We start from the raw sequence: 18964 nt of genomic DNA, 5'->3' as shown, positions 1-18964 counted from the left end.
GTCCGGTCAGGCGAGCCGGTAGCCGGCCGGCGCGGACAGCTGCGGGCCCTCGGTGCCGTCGTGCGCGGCACGGCCGCAGTCGATGAGGTGGTGCCGGAGGAAGTCGGAGAACTGGGTGATCGCCGCTTCCGGCCCGTCGGTCGCGACGAGCGCCATGTCCGGGAAGGACGCGAACTCGGCGAGCTCGGCGGCCACCGCGCCGCCCACCCCGGCCACGATGACGTCCGCGCGGCGCAGACGGACGGCCAGGTCCCGGCGCGGAGCCGGCCATTCCCGGTCCGGCGCCGGGGACGCGGTCAGCAGGACGATCGCGGGCCCGCGTACCGAAGAATGCTCTGCCCGCAGGTCGTTCATCTCGGCCGGGACGTTCTCCGTCAGCCAGCGGAAGAGCTCCGCGTGATCGGCCGGACCGCGGGTCACCAGCGTGGGCAGTCGCCGGCCGCGCTCCACCGGCGCGAGGGGCATCCGCACCGAGACCTTCTCCGCGAAGCCGAGCACCGACAGCCGGATCGCCGACCGGGCCGCCGGTTCCGCCTCGATGGCGTCGTGCAGATCCTGGATCGCGTCGCTGAGTTCGTCGGTCCACCGCTCGGCGGCCGGCGACTCGTCGATCACGAGATAGACCGGCAGGACGTTCGCCGGCGGCTTCGGGTCGGCGCCGGCCGCCGAGTCCACTCTGGACGAATCAGCTCCGGGCGCATCGTCTCCGGGCAGCGGAATCGAGCCGGACAGCGGCGCGTCCCAGCCGATCGCGGCGGGCGGCGCGGGCGGGGGCGCCGCGGCGGGCGCCTGCACCGACGCGGTGGTGCGAATGACCTGCTCGGCCGAGCCCGCCAGCCGCCGCACGGTCGCGTCCAGCAGCGACTGCACGTCCTCCTGCTGCACGTGGCCGCCCTCGGCCAGGCTGATCAGCACCTCACGGGCCTGGATGTCCTGCCGGATCCGCTCTTGACGCTCCGCCTCCTCCAGTTCGGCGGCCAGCCTGGCGGCGCCGAGCGTGTCCCCCGGGTTGCGCTCGAGATGCAGCTGGATCAGCCGGGCGCTGTCCAGCGGGGCACCGCCCAGCCGGATCCGCTCCCGATCCTGCAGGGTGTGCTCGCCACCCTGCCTGAGCTGGTTGATCTCGTTCTCCCGGCCGACGTCCCGCACGCTGGAGTGGTGCTGCTCGGCCTTGACCTGCTCGTCCCGGCGGGCCTGCTGGATCTGCTGGAGCCAGGCGCGCCCGGCCTCGTCCAGCGACAGGCGCGCGCTGACCGCGTGGATCGTGATGCCGCCATAGATGGAGGTGTCCCGCCGGAAGCGGGCGTGGATGGCGGCCTCGGCCTCCTCCGCGTCCTCGATCGAATACATCCGGGTGATCGGGCGGCAGGCGCCGAGCAGATGCCCGCGCACCAGCGGCACCGCGTCCGGCACGTTGCGCCGCACCACCTCGGCCGGGCTGGTGACCCGGAAGGAGACGCTCACCTCGGCGTGGAAGTGATAGATGTCGTCCTGCGTCGGCAGCGGCTGCTCGACGAACGGGATGGTCAGGTGGTGGTCGCTGATGTCCACCTCGTAGCGCATCCGGTACTTCGTGAACATGCTGTCCGACCAGCGCATCGGTTTGCCGCCGTCGAGCACCTCGAGATCGCCGTCCCGGGTGGAGTAGACGACGGCGACCGACGGGCTCCGGCCCTTGCTCACGATCGCGACGCGCTTCACCGGCTCGGAGCCGAGGATCAGCGGAATCGGGTCCGGCATCTCAGCTCCCCATCCTCAGCGGCGTGAACTCGGCGACCACCGCTTGATGGGCGCGGGGCAGGGGCACCAGGTTCTCCGGGTGCACCCAGTCCTCGGCGAGACGCAGCACGATCCGCCGCAACCGGTCGTCCGGCTCGGGCACGTTGACGATCGAGCGGATCAGCCGGGTCAGCACGTCGAGCTGCACGGCGTTGCTCTCGGCCAGCCGGGCCCAGCCGGTGAGCACGTCGTGCGCCAGCTCATGCAGAACGCTCCCCTTGATCACCTTGCGCCAGAGGGTGAACACCGGGCCGCGCAGGTCCTCGACGTCCCGGGCCAGATGCAGCAGGGTGGGCCAGCGCACCTCGCCGGCCGGGGCGCCCGCCGCGTCGCCCGTCTCGGCCGCGGCCTCCCAGGTGACCAGGCTGTCCGCCAGGATCAGGAAGGCGAGCTGGGCGGGGCGGCGCCGGGCCCGGTCGTCGAACCAGGAGACCAACGCCCGGCAGGCGAGCGGCGCGGTCTCCTTCGGCGCGAGCAGGATGAGGTCGGCCAGGGCGTCGCCGATGCCGACGGCGACGGGGAACGAATCGATGGTGGCGAGCCGGCCAAGGCGATCGATGGCGGCAGCCGGGTCGAAACCGCCCACCCCCACGCCGTACGCCCGCGCCGCCGTCGCCTGCGCGAAGGGCTGGTCCCGGTTCATGTACCAGCCGGCGACGACCGCACCGACGCTGGCGGCCAGAGCCGGATCGCCGGCCGGCTCCCGCAACGCGTAGGCCACCGCCTCGCGGACCCGGTAGTCCTTGCTGTCGGCCCAGCGGTGCAGGGTCGAGTTGCACAGGTAGTCGAAGGAGAACTGGGACAGCAGGCCGAGCGTGCTGGCCGCGAAGATGCGCACCGGCTCGGACGGCGACACGACCAGTTCGGCCAGCCATTCCAGCAGGGTCGGCTGCACCTGGTAGCCACGCCAGATCCGCTCGATGACCTTCCGCGGATAGGCGCTGTCCTTGAAGCGCACGGTGTGCACCGGCACCACCCCGTACGCGAATCGCGCCTTGTCGTGCGCCTCCTCGGCGCGCAGCGACTGCAGCAGCCGAGCCGTCGGGGTGCGCAGCCGGTCGTGCTGCGCGACCTTGAGCTCGGAGCCGCCGCCGCTCGCGTTCGACAGCACCAGATGCCTGTCGCTCTCCAGCTTGCGCCGCAGACGCCGGGCGGCCGCCGACACCTCCTCGTAGGGCAGGCCGTCGAGCACCGCCAGCGCGATGGCGAAGCTGCGTTCCTCGGTGCCGCCGAGGCTGTCGAACCACAGATCGAAGTTCTCGTCCCGCCGCCGGCGGTGCCGCTCGCGCACCCGGGCGGCGTTGATCCGGCCGTCGTCCGTGCACTCCAGCCGGATGATCCAGGCCAGCTCGGCGGCCGCGCGGCAGCTCTGCTCCGCGTTCGCCAGCTCGGCGGCCAGTTTGCGGACCGTCGTGTTCGCCACCAGCTTGGCGGCCAGGATGTCGTCGTCGCAGCGCCAGGCCAGGTGGCTCGCGACGATCTGCCAGCGGTCCACCGGGGTGTCGTCGAGATCGATCACGAAGACGTCGAGATCGTCGTCGGCCGGGTGCACGCCGGGCGGCATGGTGATCACCAGCCGGGCGTCGGTGGCGGTGAGCACCTTCTCCAGCGTATGGAAGGTGAAGCCCCGGAGCTTTCCGGCGCCGGTCGGCTGGCAGAGCAGGAAGCCGATCCGTTTGCCGTCCGCCCGCAGCAATTCGGCCTGCTCGGCGACGGAGTCCGCCAGAGCGGCCACGTCCACCTGGGGATCGATCTGATAGATCACGTCCGTCGCGTCGCTCAGCAGCTTGATCGCGCAGGCGTCCTTGCCCTGGCCGGCGCGTCCACGCAGGATCGTGGACCGGCTCCCCTGGAAGCGGCCGTGCACGCCGGCCCAGTCGCCCGGATCGACGTACGCGTGCTGGATCGGCTCGGCCAGCTCGAGGGACAGCTCGCGCAGCGGCACCACCCGATCGGCGACCCACATCTCATACTTGCTCCCGGCGACCTTGTCCCCGCTGACGTGGTCGCCGTGCACGTTCTGGGCGGCCCGCCAGTGCGCGTTCCGGGCGGTGCCCTCGCCGGAGCGGGCGGTGGCCTGGCCCGGCTCCGACCACGATCCACCCTCTTCCGCGCCGGCCGGAGTCGCCGGGGTCCCGGTCTGGCCGGGCTTCGGCACGGAGGTCGGTGCGGGCGGCGCCGTCGGGGCGACCGGCGTGGGCGGGGTGATCGGCGCGGTCACGCCGGCCGCGGGCGTGGGTGGCGGCGGGACGGGCGCGGTCATCCGCGGTGCCACACCTTCTTGTCGCCGGCCACCTTGTCGCCCATCACCAGGTCCCCATTCAGGTCCCGGACCAGCACGCCGGACCCGCCGTTGGACTGGGTGAGGGGCGGTGCGGCGCCGGCCGCCCGGCCGGCGGCCCGGTCCGGCGCGTCCAGCAGCGTGGCGACGTCGTCGACCACCGCGCGGACGTCCGCGTCGGCGCTGCGGGCGTGGATCCGCCGGTACTGCCGGCCGGCCAGGTCCTTGATCTCGTCGGGCAGATCCGCCACGCCCGGCTTGGGCACGCCGCCGACCAGCACCGGCATGATGTCGATGCCCAGTTGCAGCGCGAAGGCGATCTCGCGGCGCACGAAGTCGTCCGCGTCGTGCAGCCGGTCCTGCGCGAACCAGTGCGGGCCGATCACCACCACCAGCAGCGAGCAGCGCGCCAGGTTTCGCCACAGCATCGGCTCGAAGTCCACGCCCGGCGGGATCGATCGGCTGTCCCGGAACACGTTCTGCGCGCCGAGTCTCTCGGACAGCGCGTTGTCGAGGGTGACCGCCGCAAAGCTCTCGTCGCCGGTGCGGTAGTTGATGAAGATCTGGGTCATCGGCGAGAGTTCTCCTCCGCGGCGCCGGGTGCGGAGTTAAGCATGCGGGCGGGCCCGGGACGCGACAAGCCGTTGTCCGTCTCCCGGTGCGCGGACAACGGGCGGCGTGTCCGGCCCCATCGGACTAACCCGTTCGGGTGCTATCGCCGTTCGTTCAGCGCGGCGGTGACGCGGGGCAGGAACTCCCGGGCGCGGGCGTTGCGGTGCCGCCGGGCGAGCGCGCGGCCCAGGTCGCGGACGTCGACCCGGATCGTCGCCGAGTCCACGACGGACAGCGACTCGAGCACCGGGCCGGCCACCTCGCAGGACTTCTCGATCTCGTCGGCGTCCGCATAGGCCAGCGCGAGGCGGGCGCCGAACCTGGCCCGGGCGCGGGTCGCCGGCCGCGGGATCCGAGCCAGCTCGCCGCTGATCGCCTCGGCCGCGGCGCCGGGCCGGCCGAGGTCGTAGAGGCACCAGCCGCGGGCCAGCGCCACCGGATCGCGGACCGTCCAGGAGCCGACCCCGAGATCGTCGCCCGGACCGCTCAGCAGCGTCTCCGCACGATCCAGCGCGCGCTGACACTCGTCGTAGTCGCCGCCGAGCGCCCAGCCCTGGGCCTCCCGCTGGGCGGCGAGCCCACGCACCCGGGGCGAGCAGTCGGCGCGCTGCGCGGCCTGCGCACGCTCGACCGTGCCGCGGGAGTCGCCCCGATACAGCGTGATCAGCGCCTGCCGGACCAGGGCGTACGGGCTGAAGTCACGATCGCCGGCGGCGCCTGCCAGCTCCGCCGCGGTGTCGGTCCACCACAGCGCGGCGTGGTCGTCGCCCGCCTCCTGGCTCATCCAGCCGGTGTATTCGGCGTATCGGGCCGCCGACAGCAGGGCTCGGGACCGGTGTGCCGCCGACGCGTTGACGGCGTGCGCCCGCAGCGCATGGGTATGACCGATCAGGATCGGCACCATCCCGGCCGGCGCCATATTTTGCCCCAGCATCCGCAGGTCCTTGAACATCCGGTCGAACCCGTCCAGGACGCCGGTCGCGCCCGCGCCGCCGGCCACCGGTCCGGCGTTGCCGCCCTTCCAGCGCGTCATCATCGCCGGTCCGGAGTTTCGCGGCTCGCGCGCCGGGGTGACGACGAAATCGCCGGCCCCGTCGGACGCCATGGTCAGCTGCCAGAGATCGCCTCCGGTGGTCGCGGCGGCCGGCGCCAGCTCGTCCGCGGCGGACCGGACCAGAGCCGTCAGCTCGCCGCCGGCGCCGAGCACCGAGTCGCAGAGCCGGGCGAGGCTCAGGCTCGGCGGCTTGCCGCCGGTCTCCACCCGGCTGAGGTGGCTCTTGCTGTAGTGCACCAGACCGGCGAGCTGGGACTGGGACAGCCCGGCCAAGATCCTCCATCGACGCAGCTCAGCGCCGAAGTCCCGCGGTTGTCCCGGCATGGGGTCAGGCTAGTCACCGGCGTTGATCAAAGCGGAGCGGGTGGCCGGGATGCGGCCGCCCAGGTGCAGCGAGCCGGAGATGATCTCCTGGGCGTTCGGCACGGCGGCGAGTTCGCCGAAGGTCAGCACGTACTCGCGGAGGTTGTGCTGCATCGCGAGGAGTTCGGCGCGGCAGCGGTCGTTCAACGGCCACTCCGCCTCGGTCCGGCCGGGATTCTGCTCCTGCCACTCGTTGAGGCCGCGGTGCCAGAAGGTGAGGAACGGCCGCAGCTCGCTGTTGAGCATCGTGATCGCGAGTTGCTCGACGGTCGGTTCGGTGCCGGTCCGCCGCGACGGCGGATTTTCCTTGAGCAGGTCGCGGATGAACGACAGCAGGCTGTGCAACGAGTTCAGCGCGGACCGCAGCCGGCCACTTCCGTCCAGCAGCGGCTGGGTCGAGATGCGGGTGGCCAGCTCGACGAACAGGCGCCAGGCCACCTGCTGACTCTCGGCGGTCACGGTGAACTTCAGCCTGCCCAGCTGCGGGACGGAGACAGTGATCTCGGTCAGCCGCACCGCGCGCCGGTGCCCATAGAGCAGAAGCCCGGCGACCAGCCCGACGAGGCCGCCGACGACGGCGAACAGGGCCAGTCCGCTCAGCCGCAGCGTGAAGTAAAGCAGGACGCCGGCGCCGATCCCGGCCAGAACCAGGAACAGGACGCGCAACGTGCGAAGGCGCTGCCAATGCCGAACCACTCGCGCACCTGCCTGTCCGCCGGGGGTCTCCAGGCTAGGCATGAGCGTCCACCCGGGTGTATCACCAACCGGACAGAACGCCCCAAAGGACCTTGACGGGTGACGGGGTGCCCGGGGCGGGGCCCGCAGAACCCCTCAAACGCTCGCTGCGGCCAAACCTCGTGGTCAACTTGTCGTTCACGAAAGAATCGTTCTGCCAGCAAAGTAACTTAACGCCCGCAGTCTCATTCGAGAGATTCGTGTCATTGCTGAACCGGAGGAGGATTGTTGACAAGCCATTCGAGCGCTTCTCTGACGGCAGCGGACTGACGTCGTTGCAGGGCTTTTCCTTCCTCGCCGCGGACAACAACGAACTCGACATTCACCTTCAACGGCCGCCTGCGGCCGCGCGGTGGGCTGCCAGTCGAGGAGTCCTGGACGGCCGCTGCGGCGGGGAACTCGTCATTTCCATCACCCGCACGCGTACTACCGCTGCCCGTGCTCATACCGAAACAACGAGCCAAACGGCCTGCTCTAATAACGAACCCATCAGCGACGTGTTCCACTTTTTGCACGAACCCGACCGCCGAGTAGAACGATCGCGAAGTCCATGTTGTTCGGGTACTTCTCGCCGCCGCGCGGATCGTGATGCCGGGCAGGTCGAGCAGGCCCTGATTCGTCTCCAAGCCCTCGCACAGGTCCCACAGAGTCTCGCTTGGGGGCGCCCCAACTGCCGGCCGCGACGAGGTTGCCGCCCTCCAGCCGCGTCTCGCTGGCCGAGCGCTCCACCAGGTCGAAGCCGCTGGCGCCGCCACCGGCGGCCACCCCCTGGTGCGGCAGCTCGATCCAGGCGACACCCTGCTTGATGCGGGTACGCACCGACGCGCCCCGCGGACGGGAACCCTGCAAACTTGTCGTTGAACGCCGCAGCGATGCCGTCGACCGGGCGGAACTGGCGACCGTGCGGAACGTTCGGCACGTCCATGGCAGCCTTCAAGACCGCGGACCGACCTGCGGCGCCGACCTTCGGCTGGCGGCGCGCGGCGAGCCAGCGATGCAACGACCGCCGGCTCAGGGTCAGGGGCCGCGGCAGGCTCCGCTCGGCCGGCAGGTCGGGCGGGGCGGGCTTCTGCTCCTGACCGCCGTCTTTGTCCGTTTCGGCCTCGCCGCCGCCGTGCACCGACGAGGTGAGGTCGTCCAGCTCGGCGACGCCCTGCGCGGCCGCCTGCTCGATGCGGTTTGCTCGGTGTGGACCTGCTGCATGGTGGCGAGCGCGCGCAGCAGGGGTCAGCCAGTCGCCGCTCAGGTTGTCGTCGTCACAGGGCGTCGAACACCGCGACGGCGTCCGTCTCCAGCTGGGCGAGCGCGTCCAGGTCGAGGCCTTCAAGGCTCTCGGGGATCTCAAACTTCACCGCTGCTCCTCGGCACGGAAGGGATCTCTCCCGACCGGCCCGCAGCCAGCACCGGCGCGAGTCGATCAGCGTAGCCCATAGACGTCGCGATCTTGATCATCGATGTCGCGCTCAACGCCCTGCCTGCCGTTAGGGCGACGAGTTTCCTGATCTTGGCTTCGGGCGGCAACACCCGGTCGATGCGTCCTTTTTGACATGATCGGCAACCCGCGGCCAGAAATTGACTCAGAAATTTTCGGGGCGGTTGGCGATGAGCGCCGAAGAAGCCGAGATTCGGCGCTCACCGCCAAACTGGTTTGCGTCACACGGGTCTCGCACGAAGAGTCGCAACGGGGCATCTCAGTTGAATCTCATAGTGGCACCTGAGAACACCACGGTCGGCGGGTTGACGAGCTGGGAACGGTGACGGTGTGCGGTACCGTATCGCACTGTGACCGACGAGTTCGCCGAAATCGAGCATGAGGCGCCCCTCAGTGGCGCCGAAGCCCGTGCAGCGCTGCTGCACGGGGCGAAGCGTGGGTTCGCCAAGCTCCGCAAGATCTTTGTCCAACTGCCGGACCGCGCGAAGCCTCGCGCCTCCGTGCTTGCGGCGCTGGTGAACAGGCGGCACGAACGCGCCCTGGACGCGTACCTGCTGCGGCTCGCGCTCGACCCAGTGCTCAAAATCGACGACGACCAGGAGCCGTTGAGTCACCGGACTTGGGCTCGGCTACTCGGAACCTCGACCAAAGCGTGGACTGCCCAAACAGTGGGTCGTGCCTTCGAGACGCTCGAGGAACTGAGTCTCGTCGAGAAGATTCCGAGCGGCCGCGGCGTCCACTATCGCCTCCTCCTCGAGGACGGCTCGGGTGAAGAGTGGACCAGCCCGGGAAGCCCGAACTCGGTGGTCGGGAAGGGCTACCTCACCATCCCGCACGACTATTGGACGAGCGGGTTGGCCGACCGGCTGTCGATGCCCGGCAAGGCGATGTTCCTGATCATGCTGCAGGCGACCACGCAGGATCAGACCTTTGCCATGCCGATCGAGCGCGCCCAGAAGTGGTACGGGATCTCGGAGCGCACCGCTGAGCGGGGCTACCGGGAACTCCGGAAGGAGAAGGTGGGCTTCAGTTCGCTTTTGCGGGAGCACACGCAGTACGTCGCGGACCCACGGTCTCCTATCGGCCGGCGGGCCGTCGTTCATCGCGCGCTCTCGGCGCCCTACAGCCAGGCGGCGCGCGCTGAGCTGCAGCGGGCCACCGTGCGCGCCGTGCGCCGTAAGGAGGCCGCGGCACCGCAGATCCCGAAGGTGCCGCTCAAGAAGACTTCCGGCCGGCCGGCCGGGAAAAAGAGCGCGGAGCGGGTCTCCGTGCTCGAACAAGGGAGGTGATAAATGGGCACTTCGCCGCCCGATGAGAACGGGCCTGCACCGCACCACGGAATGTGGTCCACGGTGCAGGCCGCGATCACCGGCGGGTGGGCTACCACCCTCCGGTTCATCGTGATCCTCGTGGTTACAGCCACGGCGATCACGTTGCTGGGAGCGTGGACGGGAATCCCGCTCTCAGCGGTTCTTACTAAGTGGTTCTAGCTCAACAGTACGGTGCGGTGGGGTCGGCGGTCTACGGACTGCCGGCTCCATCGCATCCCAATTCTGGCCTTGACCAGCGGTTTCGCGCCGAACTATCGCTGAACCGGCCGGACCGTCCGGCCGCCACCGGCGCGCGCGTTTGCGACCAGCCAGACGCGACCAGCGAATAGGCGCGCTGGCCGGAGGCGCGGCCCGCGGACAACGGGAAACCCGCCGACGTTGACCCACAGCGCGACGACCGCGACGATGCCGGTCTCGTCGGACATCTCCGAGACGGCGTCGGCCAGGTCGACCGACACGACGGCGCGGACCAGGCGGGGCAGGCCGGCCTTATCGACCCGGACCGGCCTCGATCCACGCCGACTTCCACAAGGCGCCCTCGACGTCGGTCAGCAGCCGGCGCGGAGCGCCTGCGGCCGAGGTGGTCTGGCGTACTGCTCCAGCAGCCCCTCCGGCGCCTCGGCGGAAGGGTTCGCTGCGATGTTCAAGTTGGGGATCGTGGAGGGCGAGCAGCAGTACTGGGTGTCAACGGGACGCATCCCGTGTCACCGGCTCAACCGGCTGGTCCGCTTCGGCGACGAAGACTTGCAGAGCGCCTAAGTACGCCCGCCCGCACGCGACGTTGACCAGCGATCGGCTCTGACTTGAAGCCGATACCGATCGGACGACTTCGCCCGCCAGAAGGACCGGTTCTCCCGATCGAGCTAGATCGTTGCTCTAGCATCTTCGGCATGGCGCCCCATGGCGACATAAAGGACATTGATGTGGTTTCGCCGCCTCCGCCAAGTAGTCCCGAACGCGTGGCAATGATAGAAAGATTCACGATCATGATGTGTTCGCCGCTCGGAGCAGGTCCTTGATCACGATCAACCAGACAACATGGACGGAGATTGGGTGACCAACGCGGTGCATAACAGCTGCTTAGGCACCGTTCAGTCTGCATCTCGTGCTGCCGCTGACATGGTGCCGGTCGACTCGGACTGGGCGTTGGTCCGGATGTTCGGGTCGGACGCCATGATTGCCTACACGTTCGACCAGCACGAGCACGAACGTCGAGTCGCGTCGCGGATGGGCGCTCTACTCTCCGCCGATCATCTGGAACTCCTGATGTCGCTGCCCATCGGCTGGCAGGTGCCGGTCCGATCACTCAGTTATCGAGATCAAAAACTCCTGCGCCGCATCCCGAAGGCCGTCGCTCGGGTTAGTGACGGCAACGTCGAGCGGCTTGCGGTCTCCCCAGTCAAGGTAGGCGTGGCGATTGTCAGGGCGACGAGTTGGCGACCAGGGCTGGAGCGTGCCGGCAAGTTCGCGCCGTTCACCGCGAGGATGATGTGGTTGCCGCGTCTTCCGCTCGATGCGCATGCACTGATCCGGGAAACCGTGAAGTTCGGGATCGGTGTGCTGATCGGAACCGCGGAGGAGGCAGAGTTACTGTCTCCGCCTCCTCGCTTCATCCGCCGACGCTTCACCGCCTCTGGATGGATGTTCACGGAGCAGGTGTACGCACAGCTTCGGTAACCGTCGCCAGCACAGAGTCAGCCATCTTGTCGAGGCGCTTGAGAGTCGGCGACGGCTTGAACGCGCCGGGCTGCTGGATTCGCTCGTTCTCGGGCTGGTAAGTGGCAACCGCACGGCGGACACGCCCTGCGTACCAAAGTTCCCGCTCCGACAACGTACGCAAGCCGTGCATCTGTGACCAGAGCTGCGACCACGACGCTGCGTTATGGGCGCGCGCCTCGTCATCAATGGCGGCGCCAGCGGCAGCGAACCGGTCAAGGGCACGGCCATCGCAGACCGAACATGGGCACATGAGCGGCTCGGTGTTCGCCCAAAGATCAGCGAGCTTCTGCGCTCCGAAGAAGTGCAGCAGATCCGGAACGAAGATCGATGGCTTACTCTGCCCTCCACCCCCCTTTGCGGGTTGACCCGGCGGCACCAGGTGCCGCAGCGATGTCGAGGCCCCAATGCCCGCGAAAACGGCGCCATGGCTCATCGCGTCCAATGCGGTCACCGGATCGGTCCGCCAGAGGCCGACTTTGCCCGCCTCGCGGTAAACGCGCCGAAGGTTCTTCATGATGGCCGCGTAGGCGTCCGGCGGGTTGAACTGGCCCCCGAGAATCAAGGCGATCAGGTGTGGGATCCCCTTCAAGACCGCGATGAGCTGGTCGACCTTGTCGTCGCGGAGCCACGTGACGTCCAATGGAACGACGACCACCAAATCAGTGCGGCCGATTTCCTGAGCCGCGGCCCGGAGCGCCTTGAGCGCTGCGGGCTCCCCCGCATCGACGTACCCCGATGGCGTGAACACCGCCGATGCGGTTGAGCGGGTTCGCATGTCCTGGAAGTAGCCGGCAGGGCCGAACAGCGTCTGAGGGAACCGCATCGGTTCTTCCACGGTCGCCATGTGTGTCTCATACGGGGCCAAGTCAGGCGTAACTGGCAAGCGGTGCCGGCCAGCAATCTCGCCGATCCGCTGCTCCTGGGTGGGTCCGCACAACGAGAACCCAGAGTTCGCCGGATCGAGATACTTCGGCACTGCCAAGATGCCCTTTGGCCTGGCCAGCATGAAGATCCGGTCATCCATAGCCAGTTCCGCGGCCGATCGTTGCCTGGCCGCGGAGGCCCCAGCCGGCCGTTCGTCAGACGGCGGCGTCGGGTCATGCGTCATACTTCACCTCTTCGGGCGGCGCCGTTAGGCGTCAATGTGACGGCATTTCTAGGTACAGCTGCTTGAACTCGTCAGGGAAGAGCCCGGCGGTCGCCGCCAACTCCTCAACCGTGGCGCCTTGATCCCTGATGAGGGTCTGCAGGACATCCGTAACCTTCGTCGCATGTTCAGGTTTGATTGAAACTGGCTCCTGCTTGCGATATCCCAGCATGGACATTTCGACCATGAGGTTGCGGTATTGCCAGTCGCTCAGGGCGTTGAGGTCCAAGGCGCGGCGAATCAACGCTGACATGGAGGTTCCCCACTCCCGCTTCAACTCGGCAAGACGATTCACGTCGACGCCTCGCCGCAGCTGATCTTTGATGCTGCGGGCCGGCATCAAGAATTCGGCCGCAAAAGTGTCTGCCTCGCGCTCTTGGACCGCGGTCCCGCCTGGTACGTGATGGATGATCAAGTGCCCGAGCTCGTGACCTAGGCTGAACCGACGTCGGTCGGTGGGCGCGGTGATATTCAGAAGGAACAGCGGTGCAGTTCCCTGGGGCCAGGTGCTAACAGCGTCAAGGTCGTGCGTCAGCAGGTCACGCATGAGAACGACGGCACCAGCCCGCTCTAAGGCCTCCACCAGGTTTCGGATCGGTCCAGTTCCCAGACCCCACTCGCGACGCACATGTTGTGCGACTTCTTCGGGCGACTCATCGTCGGCAAGTTTATGTGCACGAAAGAGACCTTCCCGGGCACTACCCTCGCCAAGCAGGCGACGGGTTTGACTGGCGCCAAAGTTCAGCTGGCTATGGATGCGCCGCAGCGCGGGGGCGCCGAGCGACGCCTTCTTCCGGTGGTGGATCAGCCCAATTCCTACGCCATCAGCCTTCGGTGCGGCACACAGCACCGCGACCGGGTAACCCAACACAGCAGACAGCGCTTCCAGCCGTTCGCCCGAAACCGCAACTCGCCCAGCCTCAGCTTTGCTGATCCATGCCTGCGAGACCGTGGTGTTGAGATGGCGCGACATCTTGTCGGCGACCTCACCCTGGCGAAAGCCGCGCGATTCTCTGGCCTGGATGAGCATGCCCGGGCTGGCCTCCACCTCAGTTCACCTCCGGTCTGCAGGCTGCACCAACGACGAGCGCAACGTTATCCGAGCACGCCTTCTAACCGCAAGGACGAGCCTCAGTTTCTGGCCAAAATTTATTCCTCGACTTCGTTCTCTGGTCATGACGCCGGAGCCGCTGACAGCGAGTGCGAGCAGGGTGCCTCCGACGGTGGCGGAGGCACCCGGCCTTCCGCTGCCGTGCGATCACGCGCACGTATGTGTTGTAGGTGGTAGCAGCGATGTCCTCTTGGCCGGCCATATGCTGCATAACTTTCGGTCGGCGCCGGCGCCGGCTTCGTGAGCATGCTGTGCGGGGTAATGTGCTCGGCAAGGCCACGCACTTGGGCGAGACGCAGAATCGCCAGGTAATGGCGCTCCCGGAACTTTGCGTGGTTCCACGGGCCGCCTATCGGCGCGGTGAACACCATCGGCATCGAGGAGCACCCGAATTACGGCGTCGACTTCATCGAGGGGACGCGCTGGATCAAGCAGAACCTGCCGGGCGCCCTGGTGTCCGGCGGGGTGTCCAATGTGTCCTTCTCGTTCCGCGGCAATAACGCCGTGCGGGAGGCGATCCACGCGGTCTTCCTCTATCACGCCGTCGCCGCCGGCATGGACATGGGCATCGTGGACGCCGGCGCCCGTCCGGGCTGATCACCCCGTCGCCGGAGGAGATGGTCGGCTTCGCGGCCGAGATGGATCGCCGCGGGCTGGAGATCCCCCTGCTCCTCGGCGGCGTCACGAACGGTTCCTGTTCCGCTCGAACCAGCGAAGCGTGCGGAGGCTTTGCGTGACCCCCGGCACCACGACCTCAAACGCCCAGCCAACACTCTGACCTGCAGAAACGACCATTGCGTGGAGCCTGAATCCAGCGCACCACTGGGATCAAATTGTTGACCAAGGCCTGACCAGGCAAAACAGGTTGCGGAATTTGTGCCCGGGGCGGGGCTCGAACCCGCACGCCCTGTTGAGAGCAGCCGCTTTTAAGGCGGCCGTGTCTGCCGTTCCACCACCCGGGCCGGGGTTGGACTGTGCTTCACCGTAGCCGCTGCCACCCGTCCGGCAAGACGCCGGACGGGTGGTTCGATCGGTCCTACCGGACCCCGGCACCCACCGGCTCGGCCGCGGTGTGGCTGGTCAGGGGTGGTGTCACGTCGGTGAACTCCTCGCGCGGCTCGTGCAGCTGGCCGAGCGAGATGGTCTCCCGCTTGAAGAGGAACGCCAGCGTCCAGTCGGCCACCACGCGCGCCTTGCGGTTGAACGAGGGGATGCGGCTCACGTGGTAGGTGCGGTGCATGAACCACGCCGGGAGGCCCTTGAGCTTGATGCCGTAGACCTGTGCCACGCCCTTGTGCAGACCGAGGCTGGCGACGCTGCCCGCATATTTGTGCTTGTAGTTCTTCAGCTCGCCGCCGATGATCGCCAGCCGGATGTTGCCGGCCAGCACCGCCGCCTGCCGCACCGCGTGCTGCGCGCTGGGCGAGCAGAACGCCCCGGGCTTGGTCAGGTCGGGCACCTGGGCGCAGTCGCCGGCCGTCCACGCGCCGTCGAGCACCCGGTCGCCGTCCACCACCTGCAGCGTCGGCAGTGCGGTGACGTGCCCGCGCGGGCCGCGGGGCAGGTCGGTCAGGTCGAGCATCGGTGACGGCTTCACACCGGCCGTCCAGACCAGCGTCTCGGCCTTGAACCGCTCGCCGTCGGACAGCTCGATCCAGCCGTCCACGCAGGACTCCAGCCGGGTGCCGAGACGCAGCTCGATGCCGCGGCTGTCGAGCTGGCGGGCCGCATAGGCGCCCATGTCGGGGCCGACCTCGGGCAGGATGCGCTGGGTGGCCTCGACCAGCACGAAGCGCACCTCGTCCTGGCGCAGCTCGGGGTAGCCGTCCAGCGCGTCGCGGACCACGTCCTCCATCTCGGCGAGTGCCTCGATGCCGGCGTAGCCACCACCGACGAAGACGAACGTCAGCGACGCCCGGCGGACCTCGGGGTCGGGCGTGACGGCCGCGACGTCGAGCCGGTCGAGGATGTGGTTGCGCAGATAGATGGCCTCGCCGATGGTCTTGAAGCCGATGCCGCGCTCGCGCAGCCCGGGGACCGGCAGGGTGCGCGACACCGAGCCGGGCGCGACCACGATGTGGTCGTAGGTCATCTCGGTGGCCGGGCCCTCGATGGGCTGGATGGTCACCGTCTTGCGGGCGTGCTCGATGCGGGTGACCTCGCCGGAGACGATGCGGCAGCGCTTCAGCGCGCGGCGCAGCGGCACCACCGAGTGGCGGGGCGAGATGTTGCCGGCCGCGGCCTCCGGCAGGAACGGCTGATAGGTCATGTGCGGCTGGGGGTCGATCACCACGATCTCGGCCTGCCGCGCACTGAGCTTCTTCGACAGGCGCAGGGCTGCGTAGAGCCCCACATGTCCTGCCCCGACGACGATCACACGCTGCGGTCTCACCTGCCTATTGTCCGGCGGAGACACTCACCGAACGGGGTGTTGTGACGCAGCACAACACCGGTGGAGGGGTGCTCCTCGACACATGTAAAACGTTAGTTTCCGGGACGTCGCAGCAGCCTTGCCAGCAGCAGCGTCGCGCCCACCGCGCAGGCCAGGCCGACCACCGTGGCGAGCACGAAGGCGCCGCCGGAGAGCACCTCGGCGAGGCCCAGCGCGATCACCGTGAGCACCGCCGAGATCAGCACCACCACGCCGGCCCGGGTGAGCCAGCGGCCCAGCACCTCGAGGTGCACCACGCCGTCGAACGGCAGCACCGCGGCCAGGGCGGCCAGGGTGTGCCCGAGATAGAGCAGCGTGCCGATGGCGATCACCCGCCACAGTGCGACCCGGTCGTCGAAGTAGCTCGTGTCCGCGACCCAGCCGCCGACCACGGCCAGGATGGCGATGCTGGGCGCACGGCCCCGCGGCGCGAGCGCCGGAAAGACCGCGACCAGCATCAACACCATGACGTAGCCGCTGTTCAGCACCGCCTCGGGCCAGGCCACCGCCATCGCGAGCACGAAGCTGACCGCGATGCCGCCCTTGACCAGCAGCGGCACCAGCGTCGCGCGCTGGATCGCCACCTGGATGCGGGTGATCCGCTCGGTCACGCCCTCCAGCACGTCAGCGCCCCCTGCCGCGCGGCGCCGAGGCCAGCCGGGCTACGTCACGCAGCACCAGGTCGAGGCTGCCGGCGCCGGCCCAGGACACCACCGGTACGCCGTGCTCCCGCAGCCGCCCCAGCACGTTCTCCCGCTCGATCCGCCACAGCCGGGTGGCGAGCGGCGTCCACTGGCCGCGCATCGGCGGCGCCAGCCCGTCCGGCAGCGTGTCCACCGCCACGGTGTAACGGCCGGACTGGGTGAGCCGGGCCAGCATGTCCGCCGAGCGCGGGTCGACGAGCGGGGTGAGCACCACGACCAGCGCGTCCGAGGAGACGTGGTGAGTGCCGAAGGCGTGCTCGTACGCCGACTCGTCGGCACTGTCCGCCTTGACGTCCAGCAGCCACTCGAGCACGGTCAGATATTGCCGCCGGCCGGTCGCGGGCCGCAGCCGCCGCGCATTGGCGCCGTATTCGAGCAGCGACACCCGGTCCCCGCGCTTCAGGTAGTGCTCGGCGATCGCCGCGGACGCCCGCACCGTGGTGTCCAGCACCGAGGCGCTGCCGTTCACGCCGCCGGAGACGCCGGCCTCGCCGAGCACGTCGAGCAGCAGCAGCACCTCGGCGTCGCGGTCCGACAGGGTGGCGGCCACGTGCAGGTCGCGGGTGCGCAGCGAGACCCGCCAGTCGATGCGGCGCAGCCGGTCGCCGGGCGCGAACGGGCGCACCCCGGCCAGCTCGCCGCCCTCGCCGGGCCGCCGCGAGCGGTGGTTGCCGACCAGACCGGCCGCGGCCGGCATCGCCTCGACCGCGGCGAACGGCTCGGTGACCGGATAGACCCGCACGCCGCGCCCCTCGGTGACCACCGGCCGGCAGGCCAGCAGGCCGACGCAGGCGGCCACCCGGGCGGCGGCCGGGCCGATGTCGTGCCGGCCCCAGCGCTTGGCGTCGCCGGTCAGCTCGATCGAGGTCCAGTCGTCCTGGCCCACCGAGATCGCGAACGGCCGGTCCGCGTTTTCCAGCGCCACCCAGGGCGACGCCTTGGTGCGCACCACGACCAGGTCGTAGTCGATCACGTCCGGGTTGGCGACGGTCAGCCCGCCGCGCACCTCGCCGCCCTCGACCAGGTATTCCTGGTCCGCGTCGATGGTCACCTCGGGCGCCGACCGCGGCATCTTGCGCAGCGCCAGCGCGGCGCCGATCGCGAACGGCGCACCGAGCAGCACCAGGTCGACCCGGCCCAGCGTCACGCCGAGCACCAGCAGCAGGCCGGTGAGCAACACCGTGCGGCCGAGCGCCCGGGTCGGCACCCAGGCCGGCCCGCCTAGCGGATCGTCGAGATCCGCCTGTGGCACGGCGAGCCGCAGCCGGGGCAGGTCACTCATGCCGCGCGTAGGTGGGCATGGCGCCGCTGGCCGGCGCCGGAACCGCGGACAGCACCTCCTCGACCACGAACTGCGGGTCGACCTTGCGCAGCCACATCTCGGGCCGCAGCGTGATGCGGTGGGCCAGCGCGGGCACCGCGACGTCCTTGACGTCCTCGGGCACCACGAAGTCACGGCCGGCCATCGCCGCGCGGGCCCGGGCCAGCAGCAGCAGCGCGAGCGAGCCACGCGGCGACGAGCCGACCAGCGCGGACGCGTGCTCGCGGGTGGCCGAGGTGAGCGCCACGATGTACCGCCCGATCGAGTCCTCCACCACCACCGACTCGAGCGCGGCCTGCATCGCCTGCAGGACCGTGGCGTCCACCACCGGGGCGAGCTGGGCCTCCTCCTGGCGGCGGATCATCCGCCGGCGCAGCACGTCCCACTCCTCCTCGGCGGTCGGATAGCCGAACGAGACCCGCAGCATGAAGCGGTCCAGCTGGGCCTCGGGCAGCGGGTACGTGCCCTCGTATTCGATCGGGTTGGCGGTGGCCAGCACGTGGAACGGCGGGTCTAGCCGATAGGTCACGCCCTCGACCGAGACCTGCTTCTCCTGCATCGCCTCGAGCAGCGCGGCCTGCGTCTTCGGCGGCGTGCGGTTGATCTCGTCGGCCAGCAGCATGTTGGTGAACACCGGACCGGCCCGGAACGCGAAGTCGCCCTTGCGCTGGTCGTAGAGGAACGAACCGGTGACGTCGGCGGGCAGCAGGTCGGGGGTGAACTGCAGGCGGCGGAAGTCGAGGCCGAGCGCCTGCGCGAAGCACCGCGCGGTGAGCGTCTTGCCCAGGCCGGGCAGGTCCTCGAGCAGCACGTGCCCGCCGGCCAGGATGCCGGCCAGCACCAGTTCCAGCGAGTCCCGCTTGCCGACCACCACGGTGCCGACCGAGTCCAGCACGGCACCGGCCAACCGGCCGACCTCAAAGGGAGGAAGGGACTCCGCCACC

The 18964-nt window shown here is 69.3% G+C and carries 14 protein-coding genes, 1 tRNA gene and 1 pseudogene; 3 read left to right on the top strand and 13 right to left on the bottom strand.

All coding sequences use genetic code 11. From position 1 onward, the window contains the following. Window positions 1-6 precede the first annotated feature (6 nt). The 6 genes from ACZ6TI_RS10885 to ACZ6TI_RS10860 all read right to left on the bottom strand — a co-directional run bounded on the left by ACZ6TI_RS10885 (window position 7) and on the right by ACZ6TI_RS10860 (window position 7643). Window positions 7-1740, bottom strand: a complete 1734-nt coding sequence (locus ACZ6TI_RS10885; protein WP_465344790.1) for a vWA domain-containing protein — start codon at window positions 1738-1740, stop codon at window positions 7-9. Between the two features lies 1 nt (window position 1741). Next, complete coding sequence (locus ACZ6TI_RS10880; RefSeq protein ID WP_465344789.1) at window positions 1742-4042, bottom strand: hypothetical protein; 2301 nt, start codon at window positions 4040-4042, stop codon at window positions 1742-1744. Next, window positions 4039-4632 carry a toll/interleukin-1 receptor domain-containing protein gene (locus ACZ6TI_RS10875; protein WP_465344788.1) on the bottom strand — a complete coding sequence of 198 codons (594 nt, stop codon included), beginning with the start codon at window positions 4630-4632 and terminating at the stop codon, window positions 4039-4041. The genes ACZ6TI_RS10880 and ACZ6TI_RS10875 overlap by 4 nt, the downstream gene beginning before the upstream one ends. A gap of 140 nt (window positions 4633-4772) precedes the next feature. Then, window positions 4773-6050, bottom strand: coding sequence for a helix-turn-helix domain-containing protein (locus tag ACZ6TI_RS10870; protein ID WP_465344787.1), 1278 nt, complete (start codon window positions 6048-6050; stop codon window positions 4773-4775). A gap of 9 nt (window positions 6051-6059) precedes the next feature. Then, entirely contained in the window at window positions 6060-6785 is a 726-nt protein-coding gene (locus ACZ6TI_RS10865) for a hypothetical protein (protein ID WP_465344786.1), read from the bottom strand. 528 nt (window positions 6786-7313) lie between these two features. Then, entirely contained in the window at window positions 7314-7643 is a 330-nt protein-coding gene (locus ACZ6TI_RS10860; protein WP_465344785.1) for a hypothetical protein, read from the bottom strand. 963 nt (window positions 7644-8606) lie between these two features. Between ACZ6TI_RS10860 and ACZ6TI_RS10855 the strand changes: the two genes are divergently transcribed. Both ACZ6TI_RS10855 and ACZ6TI_RS10850 read left to right on the top strand, forming a co-directional pair. Further along, window positions 8607-9545, top strand: coding sequence for a hypothetical protein (locus ACZ6TI_RS10855; protein WP_465344784.1), 939 nt, complete (start codon window positions 8607-8609; stop codon window positions 9543-9545). A 1095-nt stretch (window positions 9546-10640) separates the two neighbouring features. Then, window positions 10641-11264: a hypothetical protein gene (locus ACZ6TI_RS10850; RefSeq protein ID WP_465344783.1), complete on the top strand. Its 624-nt coding sequence runs from the start codon at window positions 10641-10643 to the stop codon at window positions 11262-11264. On the opposite strand, the gene ACZ6TI_RS10845 is transcribed toward ACZ6TI_RS10850, so the two are convergent. Together ACZ6TI_RS10845 and ACZ6TI_RS10840 are read right to left on the bottom strand one after the other, a co-directional pair. Beyond that, complete coding sequence (locus ACZ6TI_RS10845) at window positions 11233-12330, bottom strand: hypothetical protein (RefSeq protein WP_465344782.1); 1098 nt, start codon at window positions 12328-12330, stop codon at window positions 11233-11235. The two genes, ACZ6TI_RS10850 and ACZ6TI_RS10845, sit on opposite strands and share 32 nt — an antisense overlap. Window positions 12331-12445: 115 nt before the next feature. Further along, complete coding sequence (locus tag ACZ6TI_RS10840) at window positions 12446-13501, bottom strand: ImmA/IrrE family metallo-endopeptidase (RefSeq protein WP_465344781.1); 1056 nt, start codon at window positions 13499-13501, stop codon at window positions 12446-12448. 408 nt (window positions 13502-13909) lie between these two features. Between ACZ6TI_RS10840 and ACZ6TI_RS10835 the strand changes: the two are divergent. Then, window positions 13910-14146, top strand: a pseudogene (locus ACZ6TI_RS10835) (dihydropteroate synthase); the annotation flags it as partial. A 295-nt stretch (window positions 14147-14441) separates the two neighbouring features. Here the strand turns inward: ACZ6TI_RS10835 and ACZ6TI_RS10830 are convergent. The 5 genes from ACZ6TI_RS10830 to ACZ6TI_RS10810 form a co-directional block, all read right to left on the bottom strand. After that, window positions 14442-14526, bottom strand: a tRNA-Leu gene (locus ACZ6TI_RS10830). Window positions 14527-14600: 74 nt separating this feature from the next. After that, window positions 14601-15956, bottom strand: coding sequence for an NAD(P)/FAD-dependent oxidoreductase (locus ACZ6TI_RS10825; protein WP_465344780.1), 1356 nt, complete (start codon window positions 15954-15956; stop codon window positions 14601-14603). Window positions 15957-16048: 92 nt separating this feature from the next. Beyond that, entirely contained in the window at window positions 16049-16618 is a 570-nt protein-coding gene (locus ACZ6TI_RS10820; RefSeq protein WP_465344779.1) for a hypothetical protein, read from the bottom strand. Window position 16619: 1 nt separating this feature from the next. Further along, a complete protein-coding gene (locus ACZ6TI_RS10815; protein ID WP_465344778.1) occupies window positions 16620-17981 on the bottom strand; it encodes a DUF58 domain-containing protein in 1362 nt (453 codons plus the stop codon). Continuing rightward, window positions 17974-18963: an AAA family ATPase gene (locus tag ACZ6TI_RS10810; protein WP_465344777.1), complete on the bottom strand. Its 990-nt coding sequence runs from the start codon at window positions 18961-18963 to the stop codon at window positions 17974-17976. The genes ACZ6TI_RS10815 and ACZ6TI_RS10810 overlap by 8 nt, the downstream gene beginning before the upstream one ends. Between the last annotated feature and the right edge of the window lies 1 nt (window position 18964).

It is taken from the genome of Actinoplanes sp. NPDC051388, from assembly GCF_055586225.1.
The sequence above is the reverse complement of the archived record's forward strand: the minus strand, read 5'-3'. Positions and strand labels throughout refer to the sequence as shown.

Excerpts from the sequence above, each read along its gene's own strand:
- ACZ6TI_RS10875 (WP_465344788.1), bottom strand. The coding sequence starts at position 4,632 with ATGACCCAGATCTTCATCAACTACCGCACCGGCGACGAGAGCTTTGCG.
- ACZ6TI_RS10870 (WP_465344787.1), bottom strand. The coding sequence starts at position 6,050 with ATGCCGGGACAACCGCGGGACTTCGGCGCTGAGCTGCGTCGATGGAGG.
- ACZ6TI_RS10880 (WP_465344789.1), bottom strand. The coding sequence starts at position 4,042 with ATGACCGCGCCCGTCCCGCCGCCACCCACGCCCGCGGCCGGCGTGACC.
- ACZ6TI_RS10815 (WP_465344778.1), bottom strand. The coding sequence starts at position 17,981 with ATGAGTGACCTGCCCCGGCTGCGGCTCGCCGTGCCACAGGCGGATCTC.
- ACZ6TI_RS10845 (WP_465344782.1), bottom strand. The coding sequence starts at position 12,330 with ATGGATGACCGGATCTTCATGCTGGCCAGGCCAAAGGGCATCTTGGCA.
- ACZ6TI_RS10885 (WP_465344790.1), bottom strand. The coding sequence starts at position 1,740 with ATGCCGGACCCGATTCCGCTGATCCTCGGCTCCGAGCCGGTGAAGCGC.